The sequence below is a fragment of the Citrobacter sp. HN-141 genome, assembly GCF_033341895.1.
Lineage (GTDB): Bacteria > Pseudomonadota > Gammaproteobacteria > Enterobacterales > Enterobacteriaceae > Citrobacter.
The window spans coordinates 1-24,801 of record NZ_JAWPBF010000026.1; the positions used below are offsets into that span (position 1 = coordinate 1).

Annotated in this window: 41 protein-coding genes, 1 tRNA gene and 1 pseudogene; 32 read left to right on the forward strand and 11 right to left on the reverse strand. The window is 49.0% G+C overall.

Features of this window, described 5'->3' with window-relative positions; all coding sequences use genetic code 11:
* Positions 1–41: 41 nt before the first annotated feature.
* The 6 genes from RYZ59_RS22340 to RYZ59_RS22365 all read right to left on the reverse strand — a co-directional run bounded on the left by RYZ59_RS22340 (position 42) and on the right by RYZ59_RS22365 (position 3,019).
* Positions 42–341 (reverse strand): hypothetical protein, encoded by a 300-nt coding sequence (locus tag RYZ59_RS22340; protein WP_318050738.1) that lies wholly within the window; start codon positions 339–341, stop codon positions 42–44.
* Positions 338–550 (reverse strand): hypothetical protein, encoded by a 213-nt coding sequence (locus RYZ59_RS22345; protein WP_318050740.1) that lies wholly within the window; start codon positions 548–550, stop codon positions 338–340. The genes RYZ59_RS22340 and RYZ59_RS22345 overlap by 4 nt, the downstream gene beginning before the upstream one ends.
* Entirely contained in the window at positions 547–1,092 is a 546-nt protein-coding gene (locus RYZ59_RS22350) for a hypothetical protein (protein WP_318050742.1), read from the reverse strand. Before RYZ59_RS22350 ends, RYZ59_RS22345 begins: the two co-directional genes overlap by 4 nt.
* Positions 1,076–2,116, reverse strand: coding sequence for a chromosome partitioning protein ParB (locus tag RYZ59_RS22355; protein WP_318050744.1), 1,041 nt, complete (start codon positions 2,114–2,116; stop codon positions 1,076–1,078). The genes RYZ59_RS22350 and RYZ59_RS22355 overlap by 17 nt, the downstream gene beginning before the upstream one ends.
* Positions 2,116–2,598, reverse strand: coding sequence for a hypothetical protein (locus RYZ59_RS22360; protein WP_227467221.1), 483 nt, complete (start codon positions 2,596–2,598; stop codon positions 2,116–2,118). Before RYZ59_RS22360 ends, RYZ59_RS22355 begins: the two co-directional genes overlap by 1 nt.
* A gap of 344 nt (positions 2,599–2,942) precedes the next feature.
* Positions 2,943–3,019 (reverse strand) — tRNA-Arg (locus RYZ59_RS22365).
* A gap of 146 nt (positions 3,020–3,165) precedes the next feature.
* Here RYZ59_RS22365 and RYZ59_RS22370 point away from each other — a divergent pair.
* Positions 3,166–3,615, forward strand: a complete 450-nt coding sequence (locus tag RYZ59_RS22370) for a hypothetical protein (protein WP_089603035.1) — start codon at positions 3,166–3,168, stop codon at positions 3,613–3,615.
* Here the strand turns inward: RYZ59_RS22370 and RYZ59_RS22375 are convergent.
* Complete coding sequence (locus RYZ59_RS22375; RefSeq protein WP_143370123.1) at positions 3,557–3,781, reverse strand: hypothetical protein; 225 nt, start codon at positions 3,779–3,781, stop codon at positions 3,557–3,559. The genes RYZ59_RS22370 and RYZ59_RS22375 overlap by 59 nt on opposite strands.
* 231 nt (positions 3,782–4,012) lie before the next feature.
* Complete coding sequence (locus RYZ59_RS22380; protein ID WP_032140310.1) at positions 4,013–4,732, reverse strand: helix-turn-helix transcriptional regulator; 720 nt, start codon at positions 4,730–4,732, stop codon at positions 4,013–4,015.
* A 69-nt stretch (positions 4,733–4,801) separates the two neighbouring features.
* Here RYZ59_RS22380 and RYZ59_RS22385 point away from each other — a divergent pair, with 69 nt between their 5' ends.
* From RYZ59_RS22385 to RYZ59_RS22435, 11 genes are all read left to right on the forward strand, one after another.
* A complete protein-coding gene (locus tag RYZ59_RS22385) occupies positions 4,802–5,059 on the forward strand; it encodes a transcriptional regulator (protein WP_024195799.1) in 258 nt (85 codons plus the stop codon).
* Between the two features lie 31 nt (positions 5,060–5,090).
* Positions 5,091–5,654 (forward strand): YmfL family putative regulatory protein, encoded by a 564-nt coding sequence (locus tag RYZ59_RS22390; RefSeq protein WP_016240141.1) that lies wholly within the window; start codon positions 5,091–5,093, stop codon positions 5,652–5,654.
* 175 nt (positions 5,655–5,829) lie between these two features.
* Entirely contained in the window at positions 5,830–6,042 is a 213-nt protein-coding gene (locus RYZ59_RS22395) for a DUF4222 domain-containing protein (RefSeq protein WP_116359839.1), read from the forward strand.
* Positions 5,999–6,982 carry a hypothetical protein gene (locus RYZ59_RS22400; protein ID WP_318050753.1) on the forward strand — a complete coding sequence of 328 codons (984 nt, stop codon included), beginning with the start codon at positions 5,999–6,001 and terminating at the stop codon, positions 6,980–6,982. The genes RYZ59_RS22395 and RYZ59_RS22400 overlap by 44 nt, the downstream gene beginning before the upstream one ends.
* 2 nt (positions 6,983–6,984) lie before the next feature.
* Positions 6,985–7,428, forward strand: a complete 444-nt coding sequence (locus tag RYZ59_RS22405) for a hypothetical protein (RefSeq protein WP_318050755.1) — start codon at positions 6,985–6,987, stop codon at positions 7,426–7,428.
* Positions 7,428–8,087 (forward strand): MT-A70 family methyltransferase, encoded by a 660-nt coding sequence (locus tag RYZ59_RS22410; protein WP_318050757.1) that lies wholly within the window; start codon positions 7,428–7,430, stop codon positions 8,085–8,087. The genes RYZ59_RS22405 and RYZ59_RS22410 overlap by 1 nt, the downstream gene beginning before the upstream one ends.
* Entirely contained in the window at positions 8,084–8,302 is a 219-nt protein-coding gene (locus RYZ59_RS22415; protein WP_318050758.1) for a hypothetical protein, read from the forward strand. The genes RYZ59_RS22410 and RYZ59_RS22415 overlap by 4 nt, the downstream gene beginning before the upstream one ends.
* Complete coding sequence (locus RYZ59_RS22420) at positions 8,302–8,691, forward strand: RusA family crossover junction endodeoxyribonuclease (RefSeq protein ID WP_318050824.1); 390 nt, start codon at positions 8,302–8,304, stop codon at positions 8,689–8,691. The genes RYZ59_RS22415 and RYZ59_RS22420 overlap by 1 nt, the downstream gene beginning before the upstream one ends.
* Positions 8,692–8,707: 16 nt before the next feature.
* Positions 8,708–9,409, forward strand: a complete 702-nt coding sequence (locus tag RYZ59_RS22425) for a phage antirepressor KilAC domain-containing protein (RefSeq protein WP_318050760.1) — start codon at positions 8,708–8,710, stop codon at positions 9,407–9,409.
* Entirely contained in the window at positions 9,406–10,395 is a 990-nt protein-coding gene (locus tag RYZ59_RS22430) for a DUF968 domain-containing protein (RefSeq protein ID WP_318050763.1), read from the forward strand. Before RYZ59_RS22425 ends, RYZ59_RS22430 begins: the two co-directional genes overlap by 4 nt.
* Positions 10,396–10,409: 14 nt before the next feature.
* Positions 10,410–10,787, forward strand: a complete 378-nt coding sequence (locus RYZ59_RS22435; protein ID WP_309189734.1) for an antiterminator Q family protein — start codon at positions 10,410–10,412, stop codon at positions 10,785–10,787.
* A 14-nt stretch (positions 10,788–10,801) separates the two neighbouring features.
* Here RYZ59_RS22435 and RYZ59_RS22440 read toward each other — a convergent pair whose 3' ends face one another.
* A complete protein-coding gene (locus RYZ59_RS22440) occupies positions 10,802–11,821 on the reverse strand; it encodes a hypothetical protein (RefSeq protein WP_008323294.1) in 1,020 nt (339 codons plus the stop codon).
* A gap of 287 nt (positions 11,822–12,108) precedes the next feature.
* Here RYZ59_RS22440 and RYZ59_RS22445 point away from each other — a divergent pair, with 287 nt between their 5' ends.
* The 14 genes and pseudogenes from RYZ59_RS22445 to RYZ59_RS22505 all read left to right on the forward strand — a co-directional run bounded on the left by RYZ59_RS22445 (position 12,109) and on the right by RYZ59_RS22505 (position 17,553).
* Positions 12,109–12,504 carry a phage holin family protein gene (locus tag RYZ59_RS22445; RefSeq protein ID WP_008323296.1) on the forward strand — a complete coding sequence of 132 codons (396 nt, stop codon included), beginning with the start codon at positions 12,109–12,111 and terminating at the stop codon, positions 12,502–12,504.
* Entirely contained in the window at positions 12,491–12,772 is a 282-nt protein-coding gene (locus tag RYZ59_RS22450; RefSeq protein WP_008323297.1) for a phage holin family protein, read from the forward strand. Before RYZ59_RS22445 ends, RYZ59_RS22450 begins: the two co-directional genes overlap by 14 nt.
* Positions 12,772–13,389 (forward strand): glycoside hydrolase family 19 protein, encoded by a 618-nt coding sequence (locus RYZ59_RS22455; RefSeq protein WP_318050772.1) that lies wholly within the window; start codon positions 12,772–12,774, stop codon positions 13,387–13,389. Before RYZ59_RS22450 ends, RYZ59_RS22455 begins: the two co-directional genes overlap by 1 nt.
* A 7-nt stretch (positions 13,390–13,396) precedes the next feature.
* Positions 13,397–13,666, forward strand: a complete 270-nt coding sequence (locus RYZ59_RS22460; RefSeq protein WP_318050774.1) for a hypothetical protein — start codon at positions 13,397–13,399, stop codon at positions 13,664–13,666.
* Positions 13,623–13,805 (forward strand): hypothetical protein, encoded by a 183-nt coding sequence (locus RYZ59_RS22465; protein ID WP_239175754.1) that lies wholly within the window; start codon positions 13,623–13,625, stop codon positions 13,803–13,805. Before RYZ59_RS22460 ends, RYZ59_RS22465 begins: the two co-directional genes overlap by 44 nt.
* Positions 13,806–14,085: 280 nt before the next feature.
* Positions 14,086–14,649, forward strand: coding sequence for a phage antirepressor N-terminal domain-containing protein (locus tag RYZ59_RS22470; RefSeq protein WP_162648448.1), 564 nt, complete (start codon positions 14,086–14,088; stop codon positions 14,647–14,649).
* Between the two features lie 89 nt (positions 14,650–14,738).
* A complete protein-coding gene (locus tag RYZ59_RS22475; RefSeq protein WP_024174517.1) occupies positions 14,739–14,936 on the forward strand; it encodes a hypothetical protein in 198 nt (65 codons plus the stop codon).
* A gap of 28 nt (positions 14,937–14,964) precedes the next feature.
* Positions 14,965–15,129: pseudogene (locus RYZ59_RS22480) on the forward strand (DUF2514 family protein); the annotation flags it as partial.
* A 379-nt stretch (positions 15,130–15,508) separates the two neighbouring features.
* A complete protein-coding gene (gene cspG / locus RYZ59_RS22485) occupies positions 15,509–15,721 on the forward strand; it encodes a cold shock protein CspG (RefSeq protein WP_000066494.1) in 213 nt (70 codons plus the stop codon).
* 10 nt (positions 15,722–15,731) lie between these two features.
* Positions 15,732–15,920 carry a hypothetical protein gene (locus RYZ59_RS22490; protein WP_057069020.1) on the forward strand — a complete coding sequence of 63 codons (189 nt, stop codon included), beginning with the start codon at positions 15,732–15,734 and terminating at the stop codon, positions 15,918–15,920.
* A 73-nt stretch (positions 15,921–15,993) separates the two neighbouring features.
* Positions 15,994–16,224: a hypothetical protein gene (locus tag RYZ59_RS22495; RefSeq protein WP_000756041.1), complete on the forward strand. Its 231-nt coding sequence runs from the start codon at positions 15,994–15,996 to the stop codon at positions 16,222–16,224.
* Positions 16,225–16,428: 204 nt separating this feature from the next.
* Positions 16,429–16,602, forward strand: a complete 174-nt coding sequence (locus RYZ59_RS22500) for a GnsA/GnsB family addiction module toxin (protein ID WP_001100119.1) — start codon at positions 16,429–16,431, stop codon at positions 16,600–16,602.
* A gap of 441 nt (positions 16,603–17,043) precedes the next feature.
* Positions 17,044–17,208 carry a YnfU family zinc-binding protein gene (locus RYZ59_RS24870; RefSeq protein WP_213090494.1) on the forward strand — a complete coding sequence of 55 codons (165 nt, stop codon included), beginning with the start codon at positions 17,044–17,046 and terminating at the stop codon, positions 17,206–17,208.
* Positions 17,209–17,325: 117 nt separating this feature from the next.
* Positions 17,326–17,553: a hypothetical protein gene (locus RYZ59_RS22505; protein WP_088902172.1), complete on the forward strand. Its 228-nt coding sequence runs from the start codon at positions 17,326–17,328 to the stop codon at positions 17,551–17,553.
* On the opposite strand, the gene RYZ59_RS22510 is transcribed toward RYZ59_RS22505, so the two are convergent.
* A complete protein-coding gene (locus RYZ59_RS22510; protein WP_318050782.1) occupies positions 17,534–17,773 on the reverse strand; it encodes a DUF1883 domain-containing protein in 240 nt (79 codons plus the stop codon). The two genes, RYZ59_RS22505 and RYZ59_RS22510, sit on opposite strands and share 20 nt — an antisense overlap.
* A gap of 177 nt (positions 17,774–17,950) precedes the next feature.
* On the opposite strand from RYZ59_RS22510, the gene RYZ59_RS22515 reads away from it, so the two are divergent.
* A complete protein-coding gene (locus tag RYZ59_RS22515; RefSeq protein ID WP_072667361.1) occupies positions 17,951–18,589 on the forward strand; it encodes a hypothetical protein in 639 nt (212 codons plus the stop codon).
* Between the two features lie 10 nt (positions 18,590–18,599).
* Here the strand turns inward: RYZ59_RS22515 and RYZ59_RS22520 are convergent, their stop codons facing one another.
* On the reverse strand, positions 18,600–19,103 hold the full coding sequence (locus tag RYZ59_RS22520; RefSeq protein ID WP_032652440.1) for a hypothetical protein: 504 nt from the start codon (positions 19,101–19,103) through the stop codon (positions 18,600–18,602).
* 290 nt (positions 19,104–19,393) lie between these two features.
* On the opposite strand from RYZ59_RS22520, the gene RYZ59_RS22525 reads away from it, so the two are divergent.
* The 5 genes from RYZ59_RS22525 to RYZ59_RS22545 are packed head-to-tail and all read left to right on the forward strand — an operon-like array spanning position 19,394 to position 24,800.
* The gene (locus tag RYZ59_RS22525) at positions 19,394–19,963 is read left to right on the forward strand and encodes a hypothetical protein (protein ID WP_000210383.1); all 570 of its coding nucleotides are present in this window, start codon (positions 19,394–19,396) and stop codon (positions 19,961–19,963) included.
* Positions 19,905–22,028, forward strand: coding sequence for a phage terminase large subunit family protein (locus RYZ59_RS22530; RefSeq protein WP_202038399.1), 2,124 nt, complete (start codon positions 19,905–19,907; stop codon positions 22,026–22,028). The genes RYZ59_RS22525 and RYZ59_RS22530 overlap by 59 nt, the downstream gene beginning before the upstream one ends.
* A gap of 8 nt (positions 22,029–22,036) precedes the next feature.
* A complete protein-coding gene (gene gpW, locus RYZ59_RS22535) occupies positions 22,037–22,300 on the forward strand; it encodes a gpW family head-tail joining protein (RefSeq protein WP_202038400.1) in 264 nt (87 codons plus the stop codon).
* Entirely contained in the window at positions 22,300–23,937 is a 1,638-nt protein-coding gene (locus tag RYZ59_RS22540) for a phage portal protein (protein ID WP_001045359.1), read from the forward strand. The genes gpW and RYZ59_RS22540 overlap by 1 nt, the downstream gene beginning before the upstream one ends.
* Entirely contained in the window at positions 23,934–24,800 is an 867-nt protein-coding gene (locus tag RYZ59_RS22545) for a S49 family peptidase (protein WP_001052909.1), read from the forward strand. The genes RYZ59_RS22540 and RYZ59_RS22545 overlap by 4 nt, the downstream gene beginning before the upstream one ends.
* Position 24,801 lies beyond the last annotated feature (1 nt).

Genomic DNA, 24,801 nt, shown 5'->3' on the forward strand with positions numbered 1-24,801 from the left:
GACAATTCTTTCCATAATTTGGCCTTTTAATTTGGTGGTGCTCAAGACAGTTGCTTCACGCCAATGCCAGCGGCGCGTAGTGCCGATTTTGTTTCAATGCCGTGCGCATTCCAGCCATTCACATAACCGTCATCGTAATCACTCTCGCCGTAGCGGAACCGCTCAGATGGCAACGTAACAGTCCGCGCCTCCAGTTCTGCCATGCGATTCTCTGCGGCTTCCAGCTCATCCAGCAGGCCTTCAAGCTCATCAGTCGAAAGGTGCAAAAGCTTAACCCCGGATTTAAGTGCCGTATCGAGATAGCTGCGCATGCGCGTCGCCTGTTTGTTGAGTGCTGTCATTGGGCTGCTCCTTGGCTCTCGACTGCGCCATCCAGCAGAAACACACAGTCATTTTTGTGTTCGGCACATGACCAGAAAACCTCATCATCGCCACGAAAAATATCTACCTGCACCGTGGTTTTATATTTAGCCACTGCACCGCAACGACATTTCGCGGAAGTGTTTTTCTTTTTAGACAAGACACCTTCAACTCTCGGATATTTGCTCATAGCGAGGCTCCTTTGCGAAGTTGGGCGGCGAACTTCTCGATGTCATATCTGTCCGTGTAGTGAGGTGGTAGAGAAGCGAGAAGCATCTCCACACCCTGCGCCCTCACTTCAGCCAGGAAAGCGTCGGTGGCTGGGGTTTTGATTGCTTCAATTGCTGTATTTCCGCAATCATCAAGCAGTTGCTCTGTTGGTCGGTATTCGATTCCGAATGCACCTTTTACAGGCTTAAATCCAAGCCGATAAAAGTTTGCGCAGTCAGCTAGTTTTGCATTCTCCGCCGCCAGCTCACTGCACTTGCTCTCGGCGTTAGCGAGCTGTACTGCCGTGTCTGTGAGTTTCAGTTCCAGATTGTGAATAGTCGCGTCTGCTGCACGAAACTCGCGCTTGGATTCCGTTAAATTTGAGCATGCGTTCTGAATTGAGTAGGCCAAAATGGCAGTATCACGATCATCTGATTCTTCAGCTTTAACCTGCAACTGAACCGCCAGGCTGAAGAGATCAGCAATTTGAGTTTCTGTCATACGGTTATTGATCATTTGCATTGGTATGTACCTGCTGAAGTTTGTGTTGTTTAACGAAGTGGGCCACTGCTTTTGACTGGCTGGCGATGATTTTTCTGTCACCTAGGTCGAGCGTGACGTTCTTACCGCGATAAATTATTGCCGAGCCGATTGCCTTACCGTCCAGCTTCACATACAGCACTTTCCCGATAATCTCTGTCGTAGGGATTGGCTGTGAAAGGCGATAGGTTTCGCGAGCTTCAGCAATGGTTTTATGTTCGTCGATTATCGACAGGGCTTCAGCCAGTGCAGTGCCTTGCAAAGTGAACACGCCTTCATCGCTGATCGTCGCCATGGCCATCAGTTCCACGAAACGGCGAGCACTTTTAATGTTGAGTTCTGGAGCGATAGAACTGCGGGTAACCTTTGTTTTCCCCTGGGCGGCGGCTACTGCTTTATCATGCTGGAGAACCTCACCAGCCTGTTCGCCAAACTCGCGAACGCGGTCAACAGCAACATCAACAGATACGGCACCAGATTTAACTTCCTGCTGAACGTCATAATTAGCAGTACTCAGAGTGAGCAACTTTTCAACGGTCGCTACAGACTTATTGACCAGCTTTGCAATCTCGCTGGTGGTCTGGTTGAAAGCGTTATGAAGCTCCTGAATAACAGCAGCCTGTTCAATATCGGAAAGTGGAAGCTGGTTATTACTGGTCATGATGCGAGCCAGTCGCTGCACATCGTTACCGTTAAACGGCATGATATGAATGCGGTCTACTGGCTTCCCAGCTTCAGCACAACGTGCGTAGCATCGACGGCGGCGGTGGCCTTCAACAACCCACACCCCACCTTCATCACGTGCGATAACCTCCAGTGGAGGAACGGTGCCACCGTTCATCAGATAGTTAAACAGGTCATCATCTGCTTGGCGGGTGCGTTCGTCGTCTTCACGCTTGTTGAAACCTTCACGCACGTAGATATGTTCAAGGCTGATAAACATCCCGGTATCGGTGCGCTTGATGGTCCCATCACGTGACATTTGTTTGAATGAGTTAGCGGCCATTACGCAGTACCTTCACGAAGTTGGTTAGCGAATAACAGAGCCTGATTACCAGCGTAAACAATGCTTTCTTCTTGCTCTTCTTTCCCTATGGCAATAGTGACGTTTGCGTACTTTTCCACGCCAGTGGCCTGGATATCGCGAATAACCTGATCGGTTACTGGAGTTAACTCGCGTAATTCTCTCTGTGCCTCCAGCATGTGCATATTGGTCGGCGATTTGGTATGACGTTCAACGATGCGGTCGCACTCTTTGGCCCAACAATTAACATCGTCGCGTAAAACAGTGTTCTCGATGGCCAGTGTTTTACGCTGTTCCATTGATTCGCACAGCGCGACACCCTGAACATCGTAGCGGTTCGCCAGTTCATTCATCAGCCACTGGGAAGCAGGTGGCAGGAGAGGGGCAGCTTTACGGGCTGCATCGATCAGTTGCTCTCTGGTCATGCGTGGTTGTAACTCAGTGACGTTCTGTGTGGTCGTCATGGTTAGTTTCTCCGTGTTATATGCGCCCTGCACGGCGCTGAATTTTGGTTGCACGAATCCCTCGCCAAAAGGCGAATAAAAGTTTGGGTTTCGTTTCAGTAAATGCCCCATGAAGAGGCACTTAGTGAAACGGGCGACTGCAATCGCCGGTTAGTTTCTCCACTCAATTGAAAGCGCGTTCCGCTGGTTTTGGATTTAACGAACTGGCACTTAATGACAAGGGACAGAACGCGCTTTCAGTTGAGTAAAAAGGGCGGTACCAGGGACTTCAAAGGTTGGTACTGGTACCGCCAAGACTCCACACAGCTTTCTTACTTCCTTGGATCACGAGAACTACGTGATTCTGGTGCAGCATGCAGGGTTCGAACCTGCGACCCACGGCTTAGAAGGCCGTTGCTCTATCCAACTGAGCTAATGCCACAACTGGAAGCGCACTCCACCTGTTTCACACCTGTCACCCATAACTGGTAAGTAAAGGAGTGCGCTTTCATGTTGTGTGCCTGTCTTTTCACCACATCAGGCTCGGTGGTATCTTGGAGTTCCTACACAGCCAAGAAGGATAAAATAATGAGCACCGCTTTCTATTCAGCAATCTTCAAGGCGCATATAGCGACCATTCATTCAGTAAGAGACATCCCTCAGATGGGAGCTGTTTCTCAAGATGAGCTACATAAAGTAAAAAACAGAGCCATCCTTCTTACTACGCTAGATGTCATGCTCGCCATCCACCGTCAGGAGCATGGAACCATTTTCAGCCCTCTCAAGGGAAAATCTGCAATCATCCACTTGCTAAATAAGACTTACAGCTGGCCTGGCGAGCAAATAAGAAAGATGGATCTCGAAGATGTCATCATTGCCGTTCAGCACCACCTTGTTTTGGAAAAACTTCCACAGTCATATAGGGGCTTTTTAGATAAAATTCATGCAAATGTTTGGGAATCTTCCTTTGATGACTTCATCAATGGGGAATGGAATCCTGATCACTCAAAAGAATATTCATACATGCTTGTGGAGTAAGTCTTTCAATCTCCGCGGCATTAATCTGAAGCTGCTCTTCCAGAAATTCCTTATGAGCTAAAGCGGATTTGAGTTCCTCAACCGCTTTAGTTTTATTTTTCATCCAGGCAAGCAGTTCATCGTTCGACATACCGCCGGCTGAAATCTTTGGTTCTTTACTATCCATAATCCCTCCATCAGACATTGTGCGAATCATCCGGTTATTCATACGCCACCGGCGGCTACTTCGTGGGCGTCCTGCCTGTTCGCTTTCGATGCAATGACTATAGCTACTTTAAGTAGATAATTGCAAAAACAAAAAGTAGAAAAATGAAATTTTTAGTAGTGTAGTGTTATGAGGTGAGGAATTGGAGGCGTAAAAAAACCGGCTTTCGCCGGTTTCTTGATGAATTAATTATTAGCCAAACTCTATCATTTTTAGAGGTAAGCATCTGATTAGCTTGCCGAATATGTATAGTTCATTCATTTCATGCTCCTCTATGAAGAAGGGCGGGTAATGTTCATTGTCTGAAAGAACTGCCAGTCGGCGCCCTTTTACCTTCTGCAAACGTTTAACGAACGTACTGTCTTCAAAATTGAACACATAAACGCCGTCGCCGCTGAATTGTTCAACCTTGCTGTCTATGAAAAGCAGGTCCTTTGGGCAAAGCGTGGGCATCATGCTATCGCCATCAACATTTATCATGACGATGCCATCAAGGCTTCTACGACCAAACAACTCGAAGATCCTCTCTTCTGGAATCTCTATTGAGCTCACTATTGTAGGGAATGGTTGGTTTATATATCCGGAACCGGCTGAAGCATGAACATCCAATTGCTCTATTCTGACCGTGCCTTTGGCTGGCGCGTCGCCACCATTAACAGGCACACCATAATCAAGATAAGCCGGTGAGACGGCAAGTCTTTCTGCAATTCGAATCATCTTCTCATCTCTCGGCTTTGCAGTACCAAGAGTGTAGCGCCGCGCCATCTCATACGAGACACCACTGAACTCTGACAATTCTTTAACTCCAATAGATTGCTCTTGGAGAGACCTGTTTAGCCTTTCGGCAAAGTCTTTGTATTTAGCATTTTCCACCATAAGTAGAAGATTAAGCGCACAAGGCATAGTTGTCATTTCTATTTTAAGTTGCTAATAATTGCTACCATAAGTAGTATTGATGCAGGCTTAGTCATAGGAGAACACATGTCATCTCAACACAAGAATGTAACAGCTAAAGCTGTGAAGGCGATCGGGTCGATTTCAGAGGTATCAAGGCGGTTTGAATTCCAATCAGTTCAATCTGTTGCGAACTGGATTGCAAAGAACCGAGTACCTTCTGAAAGAGTTATTCAACTCTGCCAATGGGGCGGATGGGTAGTAACTCCCCATCAATTACGACCTGATATTTATCCGAACAAAAATGACGGCATACCTTCCGCTAACAACAATAGTCAACTTTAAGTTGATTATTAACTACCAGAGGGAAATCAACATGGTAGACAGCATAAATACAGCAATCCGCCTGATGTGTAAGGCACACAAGCATGGTCGCTTAGGTATGGCTTCCGATTTAGGGATGACTATCGACCAGTTCCACAACCACCTGTACCAGAAGTGTGGCAGTCGGTTCTTTACCTTGGCAGAACTGGAACGGATGGAGGACCTGTCTGGTTCTTGTTACTTGGCCGAGTACCAGGCGAACCGCAAAGGGAAATGGCTGGTGGATGTTCCAACTGCTGAGAGCCTGGATAACGTTGAGCTGTACAGCATTGAGATGAAAGCGGCAGCAGCATCTGGTGAGCTGGCTAATGCCAAGATGGCAGCAGCGGCTGATGGGGTAATTGATTCATCAGAGCGCAAAACGCTTTCAGAATTATTCAGTAAGAAGCTCCGCCACCAGATTCACGGGTTCCTGGGATTTATGGCGCTTTATGGGGTTGGTGTTTCAGATCAGGCGATTGACGTATTCGTTTCAACAGGCAGAAAAGGTGACGCCCGCGAGTGTGCAGCTCCGGGCGCCTTGGCGTGTCGTATCAGTGGAGAAACTAACGCATGAACAGTGTAACAACACAGTACCGCAGGTCGCAACTTATTGCTCGACCTATGCCGGGTGGAAAAGGTCCGGTGCAGTTCGTGTATGGGGTAATGGTATCCGGATGCTTTGAGCCTGTCTGCTACCAGTTTGCCGATTGGGTTGTAGGTGATTTCAACGGCCAGGCGGAGAAGGTCGAATGCGAGCACTCAACAGACGGTTTAAAGACAGCTACGGCGTCCCAGTCAGGGTTATCCGGTGGGAGCCAGAAACTCAACGGGTTATATACCTGCGCGACGGATACGAGCATGAGTGCTTCAGTCCTCTCGAACAGTTTCAGCGTAAATTCAGGGAAATAGAGGGTCCGAATGAGCCTGTTAATGACATCCCGGCCAATAGTGATAAATCCTGACCTTGCGTACAGCATTGGCCTGAATGAGGCGATTGCATTGCAGCAGATTAACTACTGGCTGAAAGAAACAACGTCTGGCATGGAGCGTGACGGTGTTCGCTGGATTTACAACACGACTGAACAGTGGCTGGAGCAGTTCCCGTTCTGGTCAGAGTCGACTCTGAAGCGAACCTTCACCCGCCTGAAGACACTCGGTGTGCTCAAAATTGAGCAACTGAACAAGTCTCAACGCGACATGACCAACTTCTACACGATCAACTATGAAAGCGAGCTTTTAGATGAAGTCAAAGTGACCGAATCGAAGAGGTCAAAATGCACTGTTCCATCAGGTCAAAATGACACGATGGAAGAGGTCAAAGCGACACGCTCCATCAGGTCAAAACGAACCGCTGTCATCAGGTCAAAATGCACTGATGATCTTACAGAGAATACAACAGAGAGTACTACAGAGAATAAAACCCCTTCTTGTCCGGAAGCTTCGCAACCGGACGCTTTGGTTAATCCACATGATTTTCTGTCTCGCCATCCAACAGCGGTGGTTTTCAGTGCGGCAAAACGTCAATGGGGAACTCAGGAAGATTTAACCTGCGCAGAATGGATCTGGGCAAAGATTATTCGACTTTACGAGCAAGCCGCTGAGTCTGACGGTAAACTGGTTCGCCCTAAAGAACCTAACTGGGTTTCCTGGGCTAACGAGGTTCGTCTGATGTGCACTCAGGATAATCGCAATCACCGCCAGATCTGCGAGCTGTACGGTCGTGTAAATCGTGATCCCTTCTGGTGCAGAAATATTCTCAGTCCTTCGAAGCTGCGTGAAAAATGGGATGAGTTGTCCCTGAAGTTATCAGCGTCAGCGAGCAAACATGAGGTTCGAGAGGACCCAATGTTTAAATCCAAATACGAGTGCGATACACGCATTCCTGAAGGATTCAGGGGGTAACGATGAGCATTCTGAAAACAGTCCAGATGTTTATTGCCATGAATCCTGGCTCCACGACCAGGGACATCATCGAAGGTCTGACTCAATACAGTCAGGACCAGCTTCAACTCGCTGTTTGCCGTCTTTATGGTTCAGAGCTGGCAACACGTAAACGCGACGGTCGCCAATTCCGTTATTACGCGGAACCGCCAGCAGATTGCCACTTCGAGGTGTTTGAACCAACTCCTGAAGTCAGCGCTTTGATGGAAACGGCGAAAGATCTGGAGTCGAAAGGCCTCTTTCACCGTGCTGCGACGATTTACATGGATGCGTTCAGCGCATCAGCCATTGAATCAGAGCGAGCAGCAATACTGGCAGAACGTCAGCGCTGTCTTGGCCTGGCTAAGCCAGCAGTTATTGCCGAAGACGGATGTTATCTGGCTGGTCGACTTTCGGGAGGACGTTAATGAGCTACTCACTGATTTACGCCGATCCGCCGTGGGAATACGGGAACACCATCAGCAATGGTGCAGCGGAAAACCATTACGGCACGATGAAACTCATCGACATAAAACGCCTGCCGGTCTGGGAACTGGCTGCGGAAGATTCCGTTCTGGCCATGTGGTTCACCGGTACACATACCCGTGAAGCGATCGAGCTTGCTGAGGCATGGGGTTTTAAGGTTCGGACCATGAAGGGATTCACCTGGGTGAAGTTCAATTCACTGGCTGAGCAGCACATCAACAAAGCGCTTCAGGCTGGTGGAATAGAGGACTTTTACGACTTCCTCGATCTGTTGAATGCTCAGACCCGAATGAACGGTGGTAACTATACCCGCGCCAATACTGAGGATCTGCTGATCGCCACCAGAGGGAAAGGGCTGGAGCGTCAGAATGCCAGCGTAAAACAGGTTATCTACAGCCCACTCGGTGAGCACAGCCAGAAGCCAGCAGAAGCGCGTTACCGTCTGGAGCAATTATACGGCGATGTGTCACGCATTGAGTTATTCAGCCGCTGCGCTGCTCCTGGCTGGCACCACTGGGGAAACCAGTCTGTTAAACCAGACCTGCATCTGATTCCTGGCAGCGTGATGCATATCGACTGGGCGAAAGGAGAAGGCGCATGAACCAGGAAACCGAGAATGCCATTCAGGCTCAGGCCAAACGCTGCAGCGACGAGATTAGAAAAGCAATGAAGGTGAAGCCCAAGCCTAACTGGAACGAGACAGTACCGCCGATCCTGAAGAAGCATCACGAGAAGATAAGACCACTGGGGGTAACCCTGCTGGAGTTCGTAGGAAAAATAGGGCGCATGAACGGGCGCTTTGGAGTGGAATCATGATGAAACTGGTACTCCCATTTCCACCCAGTGTGAACACCTACTGGCGTGCTCCTAATAAGGGGCCGCTGGCTGGCCGCCATCTCATCAGCGCCAAAGGCAGGGCATACCAGAGCGCGGCATGCGTGGCTATCGTTGAGCAACTTCGCATGCTCCCTAAGCCGTCATCATCACTGGCATCAGTAGAGATTGTTCTCTATCCACCTGATGAACGCCGCCGCGACATAGACAACTACAACAAAGCGCTGTTTGACGCGCTTACACATGCAGGCATCTGGGAGGACGACAGTCAGGTGCGACGCATGCTGGTGGAGTGGGGACCGAAAATACCTGGTGGACGGGTAGAAATATCGATCACTAAACATGTACCAATGGTGGGTGCAGCCGCCTGATAAGTGGAGACAGAGCATGCAACAGATGATTAATGTGAAGAATGATCCTGGGTTTCCGGCGATGACCAGTCTTGAAATTGCGGGTCTATGTGAAAAACGACATGACCATGTTTGTCGTGACATTAAAGTGATGATGGAACAGCTCAATATTCAATCTCCCCAAATTTGGGGAGAATACCGGGATGACCTTGGAAGGGCTTACCCGTGCTTCCATCTTCCTAAAGACTTATGTCTCACGCTGGTTTCTGGATATAACGTCGTTTTGCGTAAAAGGATTATCGATCGTTGGCTGGAACTGGAAAGCCGTAACCAACCGAAGGTACCGCAATCATTCTCTGAAGCGTTGCGACTTGCCGCAGAACTGGAAGAACAGAAACAGCGCCTGAGTGAAGAACTGGCAGTAGCAGCACCAAAGGCCGAGTTCGTTGATCGTTATGTGACGGCTACTGGTTCAATGACATTCCGGCAGGTTGCCAAGCTGCTTAACGCCAAAGAGCCAGAGTTTGCGATGTTCCTGATTGAGAACGGCATCATGTACCGGCTTAACCGTGTTCTCACACCAAAGAGCAAGCATATCGAAGCAGGGCGCTTCGAGGTGAAGACGGGCACGACAAACCAGACAAATTATGCGTTCAATCAGTCCCGCTTCACCGCCAAGGGTGTTCGCTGGATAGGTGGCCTGTGGGCAGAACATATTGCTAAGGGGCAGGTAGCGTGAGGGCATTACTGACACCTGAAGTGGCACCGATGACCGGGGTAGTGATATTTCGCCCAGGCAGTGAACTGATGCATCTGTTCAGACGTGGGCGCGTTCTTATCGAGCCACAGGCAGAGTCAATGGCTGAGTTACCGTCTGGCATGCTGCCGGAGACTGCTCAGGAGCTTCAGAACGATCCGTTAATGCGTGATGTCTTCGAAAATCAGAAGGTAATACATCGTGCTGGTGGACTGAATTCACTGGATGCCTGGCTCGAAAGAAAACTGGAATGTCAGTACCCACACAGCGAGTGGCACGATCGCAACTACACCATCACCCGGCATGCGCCTGGCTCAATTCGCACGTGCTGGGGCTGCGACTTAAAAATTCGTGATCAGTTCACTGAAGGTCTGGCGGGTATAGCCCGTGAAAACCTGGTATCCTGGCTACTGAAGGTTGTAAACGGCCAATTAGGTTTCAGTGAGGACCACATTCTGACGCTGCCGGAGTTTTGCTGGTGGATGGTCAGGAACGACCTGGCTAACGAGATACCTGAAGCCGTAGCGCATAAAGCACTTCGTCTTAAGAAAGAGTCCCACCAGCCGGTAACACGCGAAAGCGATATTGTTCCGACATTACCCGCTCAACAACTGGTACAGGAGAAAGCGAAAAAGATAGTGGCGATGAAGGTAGACCCTGAGACGCCGGAATCCTTCATGCTTAAACCCAAGCGTCGTCGCTGGGTGAATGAGAAATACACGAGATGGGTTAAGGCCCAGCCGTGCGTCTGCTGTAACAAGCAAGCTGACGACCCCCACCACCTGATTGGCCACGGGCAGGGTGGAATGGGTACAAAGGCACACGACCTGTTTGTGATTCCTCTGTGCAGAGAGCATCACGACGAGTTGCATGCTGATCCTGTGGCATTTGAAGCGAAATACGGTGACCAACTGGTCCTGGTGTTTCGGGTTATAGATCGTGCGCTGGCAATCGGCGTGCTTGCATGAACAGTGGAGATAACATGCGCGATATTCAGATGGTGTTAGAACGATGGGGCGGTTGGGCATCAAGCGATAATTCTGGTGTGGATTACTCCCCGATCGCGGCAGGATTTAAGGGACTTTTACCGCAGACAAGCAAAACCCGATTGTCATGTACAGATGATGATGCGCTTATCATTGAAGGTTGCCTGGCGCGACTGAAAAGCCGAAAACCATATGAGCATTCGCTTCTAGTCGCTCATTACCTGTACGGTATCTCGAAGCGGAAGATAGCTAAAGCGCGAAAGAAGGATGAGAAACTGATACGCATCGAGATACAGATGGCCGAGGGGTTTATTGATGGCTGCCTCTCGATGCTGGAAATTCGTTTAGAGATGGACGTGGAAGTCAAAGATTGATGCTTAAAGCCCGATTACTCGGGCTTTTTCTCAACGTCTCGAACATAGAGAATTACTGCTGATTTAATGTCACCATCGACGTGTTTTGCGTTAATACTCAGATGAACAGGTTTTCTTTCCCATTCAGCTCGCTGCAACGCTTCTTTATTTCCGGATTCATCAAGGAATACATCCTGAACTACGCAGGTTAGGCGTTGGTCGGTATCGACACGACGAACCTTAACTTTGAAGCTCTCTGGATCAGTGTTATTAACTTCTTCAATCCGGTAAATACCATCGATTCTCATTTCTGATGAGCGTCTACGAGCATTAGTAACTAACTCTTTCGCCATTTCAGAATCAATAGTAACGCCATCAATTTGGGCGCTATCTGAACGCACAAAGGACTTAACCATCTGGGTTTTAGCGTCATACGACATACGGTCCATGTTATCGAGAAGCGGCTTTTCCGCAACCATTTCCGAAATGACCCGCAGGCGTTTAGTTTCTTGCTCGCTCATGATCTGCATAGTCCGGAGATGTTCTTTCTCTCCATCCTTAGCAATTTCTGCAAGGCGAGTATCTTTGCGGTTGTCCAAGAACCGTTTAAATACTGTTACTCCGCCCCAGATGACTGCTGCGCCGAGAACAGTAAACATGATCTCAGTTGCGTTCATTTTACCAACAAGTTCCTGTGTGAGTTTGGTTAAAAAACCATCAATATTAATTTCTACTATTGAAGAACCTTGCTCTACCGTAACTTCAATTTCCAGAGCGTCAAGTTCTTCTTTAGTCAGTTTGCGGACGTCAGGGACACCGTACTTGGCAAGGGCATATGATTTGTTGATTTGAGCCTGCATTTCAACAAAACCCTTCATGACTGAAGGTGTAAGGGATCTGTTAAATTTCTCACCGGTTAATTTGATGGTAAGGTTTGGCCATCCATTAAAACTTAAGCTGTCAGGTAAACCATAACCATCAAGATAGCTTTCAAGCAAATCGAAGGCTTGCTGCTCAGATTCAATGTCCACATGAATCTCATCAAACTTATCCAAAAGTATGTCCTCATTCTAAGCCAACTGTCACCGTGAGGTTTGGCAACGCCTGCTTTTCTTTTATTTTTTAGCTGTGTGGCAAGAAAATAATGGAAAAACAGATAAAAAGCACTAACGCGGTCCGCATTTTGTGGATTATTGTGTTAAGAGTGGTCACTTAGACACGTACTTAACATCATTTAAAAACCTCGCCACAGCGGGGTTTTGTCGTATTCAGGGCTGCCAATTGGTGGCCCTTTTTATTTCCCCTCGTTCTGAGAGGACTCACAGCAATAAGAGGGGGCTTAATGTCCGATCCTGTTTCTGGCACTACGGTCGCGGCTGGTGGACTGATGGGAGCAAGCGTATTTGGCCTTGCAACCGGTATTGATTATGGCGTGGTATTTGGCGCATTCGCTGGTGCAGTATTTTATGTAGCGACAGCGGCAAATATCACACGAGTACGATTGATTGCTTACTTCATGACGTCATTCATTGTTGGCGTTCTTGCTGCTGGCCTGGTTGGTTCAAAGTTGTCACAAGCCACCGGGTACAGTGACAGGCCATTAGATGCACTTGGTGCTGTTGTAGTGGCGGCGATGACAATCAAAGTGCTCACATTTTTCAACAGTCAGGATTTGGGAAGCCTGTTCAGTATTCTTTCGCGATTCCGTGGAGGAGGGGCCAGCAATGGTAACAAGTGATCCGTCAGCGATGGTGAATGCAGGTATTTGTGCGGTCATCGTCCTTGTCCTGATGTTCTACCAGCGTGAAGGGGCAAGACATCGCCCCGCTATTTCATTGCTGGCTTACTTCGTTGTGCTGGTTTATGCCAGCGTTCCATTCCGATATCTGTTCGGCCTCTACCAGGAGTCCCACTGGATGGTGGTCATCGTAAACCTTCTTATTTGCGCTGCCGTCTTATGGGCTCGTGGGAACGTGGCGCGTCTCGTTGATACGCTGAGGCACTAATGAACCAATCACAATTTCAACAGGCGGCTGGTGTAAGCGCCGGGTTAGCTTCGCGCTGGTTTCCGCACATTGACGCGGCAATGAAAGAGTTCGGCATTATTAAGCCTGAAGACCAGGCAATGTTTATTGCTCAGTCAGGACATGAATCAGCGGGATTCTCTGCGCTGGTGGAGAGCTTCAACTACACCCCAGCCGCTCTGCTGACCACCTTTGGACGCCGTATCACGAACTATCAGGCATATATGCTTGGGCGTGACAAAGAAAAAGGCCAGGTAGCCAATCAGCCAGCCATTGCAAATCTGGTGTACAGCAAGCGCTACGGTAACAATGCGCCTGGTGATGGATGGAAATACCGTGCGCGTGGACTCATCGGTATTACGTTCCTCGATAACTACCGGGATTGCGGCAATGGTCTGAAGGTTGATTTGGTTGCTCAGCCTGAACTGCTGGCGCAGGATGAGTATGCGGCCCGTAGCGCGGCGTGGTTCTTCGCCAGTAAAGGTTGCATGAAGTACACAGGTGACCTGGTGCGAGTCACGCAGATTATCAATGGTGGACAGAACGGTATTAACGACCGTCGTGCACGCTACGCCAAAGCAAAAGCCGCACTGGTATGAGGTCGCTATGGGACTTGAAATGATTATCGGCCTGGCCGTTGCTGTGCTGGCTGCAATAGCAGGTGCTTTTGGTCTGGGTAAATCACGCGGTACAAGTATCGCCGAAACAAAAGCGGACCAGCAGCGCACTGAAGAACGTGCAGCAACTACTGAAGCGGTAGCCGAACGCCGGGTAGAAACAACAAAAGGAGCCAGGGATGTACAGCAGACTGTTAATCATCTTCCTGATGACGATGTTGACCGCGAGTTGCGCGAAAGATATACCCGCAAAACCTGAAGTAACGGACACTGCCTGTGACTGGGTGAACATCATCTACCTCACAGAGCACGACATTGCCGTGCTGGATAAGCAGACGAAGCGGGACATATTGGCGCACAACAAATCAGTGCAGGCTAACTGTGCAAAAATAAATTGAAAATGAGAAATGAAAGTAGTAAATATGTGCAAAGCTGTGGGGAAACCAGCAGTAAAACACGTTCTTTAATCCGCACTCTCTGAAAAAGAGAAAGAATTATAAGCCTCGGTTTAATACCGGGGCTTTTTTGTATCTGCATTTCACCGCGCACCGCAGCGCATTCAATCACGTCGAACCCAACCCTTTGGAATGAGCCTTTGAGGAGTCAGTTAGTGCTGGCGAGCCTCGACGGGCTGATCTCCTATGCGGCAAAGGTTCATCTCAAAGTAAGGTAAACGCTATGAATACAATTACCGTACCGTTCCACGGCAGCGCTCTCTATGTAGTGAATCACAATGGTGAGCCGTATACCCCAATGAAGCCGATTGTTGAAGGGATGGGGATGGACTGGAAGTCCCAGAGAACCAAGATAAAACAACGATTCGCTAAAGGAGGGGTGGAAATCACCATACCTACAGCCGGAGGACCGCAGAAGATGCTTTGTCTTGCCCTCAGAAAGCTTGCTGGCTGGCTTCAAACTATTAGTCCTAACAAGGTAAAGCCAGAAATCCGCGATAAGGTTATCCAGTATCAGGAAGAATGCGACGATGTTCTGTACGAATACTGGACGAAAGGCGTAGTGGTTAATCCGCGCAAGTCTAACGTGATGGAAGAACTGAATCAGGCGTGCATGGAAATGAGGCGCGATAAAGGGATCGCCAGTCTGTTTGGTACAGGCTTGAATGAGTGGAAGGGCATTAAGGCTGCACATATCTCAAAAATAAAAGCTCTTGTTGATGATGCTAACGGGCTAATTGGTTATGTGCTTGCGGAAACCGGGAAAGGGAAAATTACCCGAACATAATACGCGCGTTGCTGAAAGCCACTTTCACAACGGCTTTTGATCTATCCGGCCTCGCAATAGCGGGGTTTTTTAACAACTGAGGAATGAGCATGACAGTAGTTCTTACAGCTAAGCAGATTGAAGACCTGGCTGCCTTCGCAAAAGAAGATGGCCAGCCACAATATACCATCACTACCGGAACAATCCCTGAGTTCGAAGCGGATGATGGCGAGGTTATCCCTGAGTACACCGGGCTGATTGCCTATTCCGAGTCGCTAGAGCATAGCGTTCTACAGCTCGATAACTAACGAATCAACATAACTTTCCATCCGCCATGACACCACAATGCTCGTAGACATGCCAGGAAGCCTGGCAGAAGAAGCTCGATACCATGCTGAACGCGCTGATGAAAACTACCGAGCAGGAATGACATGTGAGCGGATTTATGAGTCCGTAAAAATACTAACAATGAACCGTAGAGGAAAAATAATAGCTCTATAAATTAAGATGTTGACGGTTTTCGTGGATAAATTTGTGAATTTTTACTATGAAGGAAATACGACTCTTCCTTGAGTCAAAATCCCTGACAACTTAGGGTGATAGATAAAGGTCTTACGCAGCATGACATAATTTTCGATTTAAGCTATTTAAATTAATTTTTAAGATCAAAACCCACTGAGATTTACTTACAAAACTAAACCTTGCTATGTCTGGTTAATCATGCGTTAATGAATGTCTGGTTTGTAACGAATTTATCTGAAGCAGTCGCTGTAATAATTTTATTCCTTGTTCCTGTTGAGATTTCCTTGTTAGCTTTTCTCTCTGATAATTTTTTTTCGGACCATTCTGCCCAAGGGCTTACTCAATAAAGGTAATGTTTATGTCTAATAAAATGACTGGTTTAGTTAAATGGTTTAATCCTGAAAAAGGTTTTGGTTTTATCACTCCAAAAGATGGTAGTAAAGATGTGTTTGTTCACTTCTCTGCTATCCAGAGTAATGATTTCAAGACGTTGAATGAGAATCAGGAAGTTGAATTTAGTGTTGAACAGGGACCTAAAGGCCCCACGGCAGTTAATGTCGTGGCTGTATAAGGTAACTGTTATTACTAATAATATTCACTTCAGATGTCCGTGTTGCCACGGATCTCAGTACCGAACGTCAAACTTTGATGTTACTGAAAAAAATCCTTTCGGAGCAAAATGTATTTTTTGCAAATCAACAATGATTACATTTGATAATATTGCACTGTACATTCGTTCTGGTCAGTCTTCGTTAGAATTCAGAAAATAAATTTCAGGCTCCTTATGGAGCCTTTTTTGTATGCTGAACCGACAATCTCTGTAAGAGACATCACGGTAAAATTATGAAAAAAGTCATCGTTTTTTTTAATGCAGAACCAGCAGTTGTTGTAACCGTAATGAAAGGTATTACTACGATAATGCGTGAGTTTCCCAATGGGGAAAAAGCACACCTACCCGTGATGTCAGCGGGATTTCCATCTCTGACAGGAGACCATAAAATAGTTTATGTAGCCTCTGATCGTGATGTCAGTTCAGAAGAGATCCTCGAGGCAGCCTCGAAGCTTTTGAAATGAGATCTGGTTGTTTCGTGACCGACCCGGATTTTAGTACAGTGGTTTGTGTGGTCGCGAGCTCTTTTGCATGAAGATTGTACTGCAAACTATTGATAATTGAGTCTTTCTATTCTATCTTTTAAACATATCAGCGCTTATACAAGTGCTCTACGGGGAATGTAACATGCCTGGCGTTGATACGTTAGAGATCAAGAGAGGTAAACAATGAACGTCGAAGATTTAAAAAGAAAAACTGAAGCGGATATTTCTGAATTCATCACAAAAAAAATTATTGAACTCAAAAAAAAGACAGGAAAAGAAGTTTCCGATATCCAGTTTAATGCTCGTGAAAAAATGACTGGGCTTGAAAGCTATGATATTAAAATCACATTAATCTAATTGTTATAAGACTCAGTTCGAGTGAAAAAGCATTATCTTGAAAGGTAATGCTTTTTTATTTCTGTCATAAAATTTAGAACGTTGTCAAAGCCTTCACTTCTAACCACAGATTTTCTGCTTACCTTTTAACGGGTCCTCCTTGACGATTCTGACCATCGAGGGGCAGCAGCGGCGCGGGATTTGGAGCATTTTTGATTCTTCACGCAACCATTTCAGTATTTGATGCTGATGACGGAACACTATCCCCGAATACACTGGGTTTGTTGCATTCTCTGATTCAAAAGAACACGGTGTGCTTCAACTTGGCTGAGCAGGCATTACAGCAGACATTCACTGAGTGCCTGCGACAAAGTTAAATGGCATCAAGCATGCGATGATGATTGATTAATAATTGAGCTATGCATGGTATAATAAGCCCCATTCATTGAAAGGTTAACCACCATGTCATTTTTCGATTATGCAATGCAGCGTGTTGGGCTTGCAGCCAATACGACTGTCATGTGCCCGATATGCGGACATAAATCCACACACTCGACCACGAAAGTACGCCAACAACAGGCGTTACTTTGCCCTAAATGTAAATCGCTGTTTGTCATTCACAGATAACATGCGACCTGCTGAATATAACCGCCTACGGGCGGTTTTTTATTGCCATCACAAAGGCCACTTTCGAGTGGCTTTTTTAATGGTCATCACGACGGGTATTACAGCAGGAATTACTGAGTGCCTGCGATAATGCTCAATATTTTTATCGGAGTGAATATGCCACCGCGCACACCGAAGGCCGGCCTGAAAGGGGCGATACAAAAAAGGGAAAAAATGAAAAGACATAAGCGAAATAAAAAAGCCACCACATCTGCAAATGTGATGGCTGGCATTCGGATTAATTCAGGTTGGCTGAATAAGTTAGCCGCAGATATTACTAAAATAATTAATGAAGCATGTCCCTAATCTCATCTGAGATATCTCTTGGCCCTGCAGGCTGAGGCGCAACCAACCGGGTCGGAAGTCTCTCGAAGAAACCACCACCACCATGATGATGAAAACCCGGGTTATTTTTATAACTATTGAAGTTACTGTCGGTAGTGAGAAGGATGTTGCACTGGTGCGAGCAGTCAACAACAACGACATCACCTGCATTCAGGTGCATTCGTTTGTGAAGAAATTGCATAAGTCTCCTTATCAAGAGGCAATCAGCACTCCTCTCAAGGCTGGTACGCCAACGTCCCACCGCTGACGGGCTGAGCCATTACCTTACCCAGACTCAACGATAAGTAACATCCTGATATTCAGACAGTAACTGTAATCGATAATGCTGAAGAATAGGCAGTAAATACAGGTGACTGATATGGCAACACTGAAGGATTTATCAAACCAGTTAAAGCAACTGCAAAAGCAAATCCCGTTTGCCACAGCTCAGGCGATGACAAAAGTTGTACGCCAGATTGAGTTGGCTCAGAAGACGGCATTCGAACGACATCTGGAGAGCCCCACGCCGTTTACCGTTAAATCAGTTGGTTCGGTGGCGGCAAGAAAGAACAATCTGACCGCAAAGGTTTTTGTCCGTGATACCGCTGCTGGTTATCTGGAACCATTCGAGTTTGGCGGAGAGCACAAGCTCAATAGCCAGGCTCTATTAAATCCCAAGAACGTTAAGCTAAACAAATACGGCAACATGCCGCGTAATAAGCTCTCACAGCTTAAAGCAAAGGAAAATGTATTCGTAGGTGAGGTTGATGGCGTTAACGCTGTCTGGCAGCGTAAGAAGCCGATGAAAGCTAAGAAGCGACGGGCCAAACGTTCCGCTAACGGGACGCGAAGACCGAAACGCAAACAGCGTTCTCCAAAGCTTTTGATCCGGTTTGGTGATGCGCTACCTGTGACTCCAGTGCTGGGGTATATGGATAGGGCCCGTACCATGGCGAACGCACTGCTACCGTCTGCTTTAAATCAGGCGATAGCAGAAGCCATCAGGACGGCAAAATAAAAGCAGTAACTTATAAGTTAATTTCGCAAGCTTTTATGAAGCTGTTTACTGCAGTTGTCGATCCAGAAACATTGGCTGACATGGAATGCTGGTTTCCGCCATCCTTTGTTTGCACACCAACTAACACTTTGGATTTCGCCCCCTGAAGCTGCTTAAGCACTGTTTTCAGTTGGTCCGTGTCATCCGATTGAATCTGGAGGCTCTGAACATTACGTCTTGAAAGGGTAGCATCGAGCTTCACTGCGGTATTCCCGTCGACCTTCATTATCAGGTCCATTGGTACCTCTGATAGTGATTCGGTGCTTTTATCCATTTCAACGTATGCCGCCGATAGCTTTTCTTTAGTGCAGTCAAACACAATGGCGCCATTGTCGGATGAAACCTCGCCAAGCATCATTGCTTTCTTACCACCAGAGAAAAGGTCATCTTCAGTATTAGTTACCCACTGGGCATGAGCAATTGGTGATGCCAGCACTGCGGCTACGAAAGTTATTTTGATTATATTGTTACCCATTACATTCTCCTTGTATTGAATAGGAATAATCATAGTCGGAGCGAATGGTCGAAGCCATTAAAAAAATGGGTCCTTCCTGAGACTTTTGTAAGGCACGGGCATTGCGCGCCGCGGTGTTTTCCTAGCTACAACTTTCAGATTTGTGTCCCATGTCCCACCTCTGGCGATCATTACGGACACCTCGCCAGCTCTGGCTATTCCAGTTTATTCCAGTGGGACATTCTGGTGGGACATGGCAAAAATGTCCCAGGCGAATGTCCCACCCCAGAAAATGTCCCAGGTGATGTCCCATGACCACGATGAACCAGAGTCAGTACGCACAACATTCAGGTGTGGATCGCAAAACAATTGGTCGGTGGATTAAAGCCGGGCGCTTCATTGTGATGGACGGAGACCTGATTGACGTAGAGGCCAGCGATGCGGCATTGAAGAAAAACCGCGATGGCAAAGACCCGCGCGCCTCGAACGCGAAGAAAAAGAAAACTCCCGTCGTTAGCGATAACGATGATGACGGTGATGAAATCAATAAAACTGTCCGCCAGATAATGCTCACTGAAGGGGCAGATCTTTCGAGAGAGGAAGCGGGACGTATCCGCGAGAATTACATGGCCCTGCAGGCAAAGCTGCAGTATGAAAAAGACAGCGGCCAGCTTATTGAGCTGACAGCAGCCGAGGAGGTTTTATTCAACGCCTTTCGCCAACAGCGTGATGCCTGGCTTAACTGGCCGTCCAGGGTGGCGCCGCTAATGGCTGCTGATCTGGATGTACCGGCGGACAGGATGACAGAGGTGCTGATTGAACATGTCCACAAACACATCTCAGTCCTCGGAGAGCCAGAGTTTAACCCGGCAGAAGATTGAGCGTCTTGAATTAAGCGTCCGCAAAGGCTGGACACCCCCGCCGCGTATCAGTGTGCCGCAGTGGGCAGATGACTATCGTAAGCTGGCAAAAGAGGCTGGGAGCACTTCGGGAAACTGGGAAACATCGACGGTAGAAATTGCCCGCGGACCGATGCTTGCCGCGACGGAGTCCGGGGTTCATATCATCACTGTAATGTGCTGTACCCAGTTGATGAAGACAGCACTGCTGGAAAACCTTTTTGGCTATTTTGCCCACCTCGATCCTTGTCCGATACTGCTGCTGCAGCCGAAAGAAGAAGCCGCTGAACAGTTTTCGAAAGAGCGTATTAGCCCGCTGGTAAGGGTGACGCCGGTACTGCGTAAAATCATCGGTGATTCGAAACAGAAAAGCTCGAAAGAAACCATTCTTTACAAGGCGTTCACTGGCGGATTTCTGGCGCTGGCGGGTGCTGGTAGCCCTGATAACCTTGCGCGTCGTCCGATTCGTGTCCTGCTGGCGGATGAAGTGGACAAGTACCCGATAACCCGCGAAGGCGATCCAATTGCGCTGGCCGAAGAGCGTACAGCGACATTTGGCCTGACCTGGCTGTCTGTACGCGCCTGTTCGCCGACGGTGGAGGATGAGAGCCGCATTGCTGACAGCTACGCCGACTCCGATCAGCGCCGGGCATCTGTGGTTTGCCCGCACTGTGGCCACCGCCAGTTCCCCGACTTTTTCAAACACGTTCAGTGGCCGAAAGAGGGAGATAAACACCTGACTAAATCGGCGATGCTCTATTGCGAATGCTGTGGTAGTGGCTGGTCCGAAGGACAGCGCCTCAGAGCTCTGCAAACTATTCGATGGCATCAGACGCGCCCATTTGAGTGCTGCGGGGAGCGGCACTCACCGCTGATGGATTATGACCTTGTTTGGCGGGCGGCAGACGAGGGCAGCGTTGAAAAGGTCTGGCAATGGTCAGAGTCGGAACGGCATGCGGTCTATCGCGCAATCTGCCCCTCCTGTGGAAAGGAGGCAGTCGATAACCACCACGTGGGGTACCAGGCATCCAAGCTTTTCAGCCCCTGGCAAAAAGATAAGCCGTCGGATATTGCGAAAAAATATATCGATGCGAAGGGCGATCCGGATAAGGAACAGGCGTGGTGGAATACCCAGATGGGGCTTCCGCACCGACCTAATCATGGGAAACAGCTCCCTGTTGATGTTCTGCTGGCGCGCCGGGAAATATTTCCGGCCCTCGTTCCGGACGGGGTGGCATTGTTAACAGCTGGAGTTGATACCCAGGACGATCGCTTCGAAATTACGATCACCGGCTGGGGGAGAGATGAAGAATCGTGGTCGGTCGCGCATGACGTTATTTATGGTGACCTTGAGACGGAAGAACCCTGGAAGCGACTGGATGCATACCTGAAACAGATCTGGCGACGTGGTGACGGGCGCGGCCTGAATATCATGGCAACGTGCATGGACTCCGGCGGCCACCATACGCAGAAGGTATACGAATTCGCCAAAGAGCGTCTTGGCCGTCGTGTCTGGGCAATTAAGGGGGAGTCTGCACAGGGAGGCAAACGCAATCCTGTCTGGCCGACCAAACGACCATCATCGAAAAGCAAAGCCAGTTTCCGCCCTGTCATTCTGGGGGTTAACTCAGCGAAAGACGTGATACGCGGTCGCCTGCATCTTGAGCCACCCAAACCTGGCGCCGCCGCTGCGGGTTATATGCATTTTCCTGACGATCGCGATCTCGGGTACTTCAATCAGCTGCTGGCGGAGCGACTGGTTTACAAAGTCATTTCCGGGCAGCGGTACAGTATCTGGGAAGCAATACCAGGACGAGCTAACGAAGCGCTTGACTGCCTCGTTTACAGCTATGCCGCGCTGTGCGGTCTCAAACATATGGGGTTAAAACTCAACGTCCGGGCCGCCAACCTCGAAGCCGATCCGGATAAGTTCCTGCCAGCGCCAGTTGGACAGGAAGAAAAAATCAATTACGAGCTGCCGGGTGCGGTTATTGAAGAACCAGCGCCGGTCAAACGTAAGCGAATATCGCAACTCCTGCCGAAATAAGGAAAATCATGTTCAACCGGAACACCAGCCTGCTTGCCGGCGCAATGACTAACGATCAGCTCAGGGATGCGCTTGCGAAAGCTCAGCAGGCGTACATTGATTTAGCAACCGGGAGCCACGGTGTTTCGTTTTCCTATACGCAGGGAGACGGGACGCGATCAGTGTCCTATCAGCAAAGCACCCTGGCTGATCTGCTGGCCCTGATTCAACTTCTGCAGGCGCAACTGGGGATTATCTCTCGTCCCCGGAAACCAGCGAGGTTTAGATTCTGATGAATAAAGTACAGATACTGGGCTCTGATGGGCAGCCGTTGCGACAGCAGCGTCCCTCTATGCTGGTGGGGGGGAGCCGCGTACCTTATGACGCAGCTGACTCTTTCAGCGATCAACTGGCGAACTGGCAACCCGCGCTGTGGTCCCCGGACAATGAAATTAACATTTACCGGGATCGCATCGTGTCCCGCGCACGCGATCTGGTCCGTAATGACGGCTGGGCAAACGGTGCGGTCACACGTCTGCTGGATAATGCGGTTGGTGCCAACTTCCGCCCCATCATGAAACCCGATTACCGTGTTCTCAGAATGATCACCGGAAACAAGGCGTTTGATGCGTCCTGGGCGGAAGAGTACGGAAAAGCACTGGACGGGCACTGGCGGACCTGGAGTAACGATCCTGGCCGGTATTGTGATGTTGAACGAAAACTCACCGTGTCGCAGATGTTACGCCTGGGATTTCGTCACAAGCTTATTGACGGGGATGCTCTGGCCATTCTCCAGTACAGAACTGACAGGCTTGGTCCCGGAAGAGGGCGTTACGCCACCACGGTACAGATTGTCGATCCTGACCGCCTCAGTAATCCTCAGCAGAATTTCGATATGCCAAATGTCCGTGGTGGCGTTGAAATTGATGCGGACGGTGCGCCGGTTGCTTACCACATCAGGGAGGCCCATATCGGTGACTGGTGGAGCGGGGCTAAAACCATGACGTGGCAGCGTATCCCGCGTGAAACTGACTGGGGCCGCCCGCATGTGGTTCACGATTTTGATCATGAGCGTGGCGCGCAGCACCGCGGTAACGGCATCCTGACTCCGGTTATTCAGCGTCTGAAAATGCTGGTGAAGTATGACCAGAGTGAGCTTGAGGCAGCAATTCTTAATGCCATATTTGCCGCTTACATTGAGTCACCCTATGACCCTGCGATGGTTCAGTCTGCCCTGGGCGAGACCTATGACGAGTCGGAGTTAGGCACTTATCAGGACGGGCGTGTTGAGTTCCATAACGATCGGCGTCTGACACTTCAGAATGGTGCCCGAATGCCCATTCTTTATCCTGGTGAGAAAATCACGACGGTTAACGCGGCGCGGCCCTACAGCAATTTTGAAGTCTTCGAATCTGCTGTTCTCCGTAATTTTTCTTCAGGAACAGGGTTGTCCCCACAGCAGGTCACCCAGGACTGGTCTGACGTTAACTACAGTTCTGCACGCTCCTCGTTGCTGGAGGCATGGAAAACACTGACTCGCCGCCGGGACGATTTTTCTACCGGCTTCGCTCAGCCCATTCTCACCGCCTTTGTTGAAGAAGTTCACGACAATGAGGATTTACCCCTGCCCGCAGGCGCACCTGATTTTGTTGACGCCAGAGCCGCGTATTCTCGCGCGCGCTGGATGGGGCCAGGGCGCGGCTGGGTGGATCCGGTTGCAGAGAAAAAAGGCGCCATTCTTGGTCTGGATGCCGGACTTTCCACCCTCGAGATTGAGGTGGGTGAAAACGTCGGTGAAGACTGGGAAGAAGTGCTTGATCAGCGCCAGAGAGAAATTGAGTCATGTCTTAAACGCGGATTACCGCTTCCGAGCTGGGCACAGGCTGACCAGTTTGCGAGCCAGACCATTACCGATCCGGAGGAAAAGTGAATCTACCCCATCTGGCCCAGCGATTATTTAACACCCCGCTGGCGCTGCACCCGAGTAAAGCCGAAGTCATCATGGCATCCGTAATGGACCGATTTGGTATCAGTAAAATCGAATCTTCTCTTGCCATGGAGGATGACTGGTACGGATATGACGATAACCGGGGACGTGAATCCCGTAGTGATCCGGGTTATGACAATGTGCTGGGTGTCGCCGTCATCCCGATATGCGGAACGCTGGTGCAAAAACTGGGCAGTCTGCGTCCGTACAGTGGAATGACAGGGTATGACGGCATTCGTCAGGCGTTTCTTACTGCGATGGAAGATCCCGACATTTCGGGCATTTGCCTGGATATCGACTCACCCGGCGGCGAGGTCGCTGGATGCTTCGATCTGGTTGATGTCATTTACGGCTCCCGGGGGAAAAAGCCTATCCATGCCATTCTGACGGAAAGCGCTTATTCCGCTGCGTATGCCATTGCCAGTGCAGCGGACCGGATTTCTGTTCCGCGCACCGGCGGAGTGGGTTCTGTGGGTGTGATCACCATGCACCTTGACTGGACGCAGCGGATTAAAGATGACGGTCTTAAAGTTACGATCATCACCTATGGATCCCGCAAGGCTGAAGGTTCGCCGCTGAGAGAGTTGTCAGATGAAGCGCTGGCCGCCATCCAGCAGGACATTAACACCATGGGCGAATTGTTTGTGAACACTGTTGCCAGAAACCGGGGGATTAGCGCAAAGGTTATAAAAAGTACCCAGGCCGCCTGTTTTATGGCTGCTGATGGCGTTGAAATTGGACTGGCTGATGAGGTGTGTCCTCCTGACGCTGCGTTCAAAAACTTACTTGAAAAAACAGGAGCCTGAA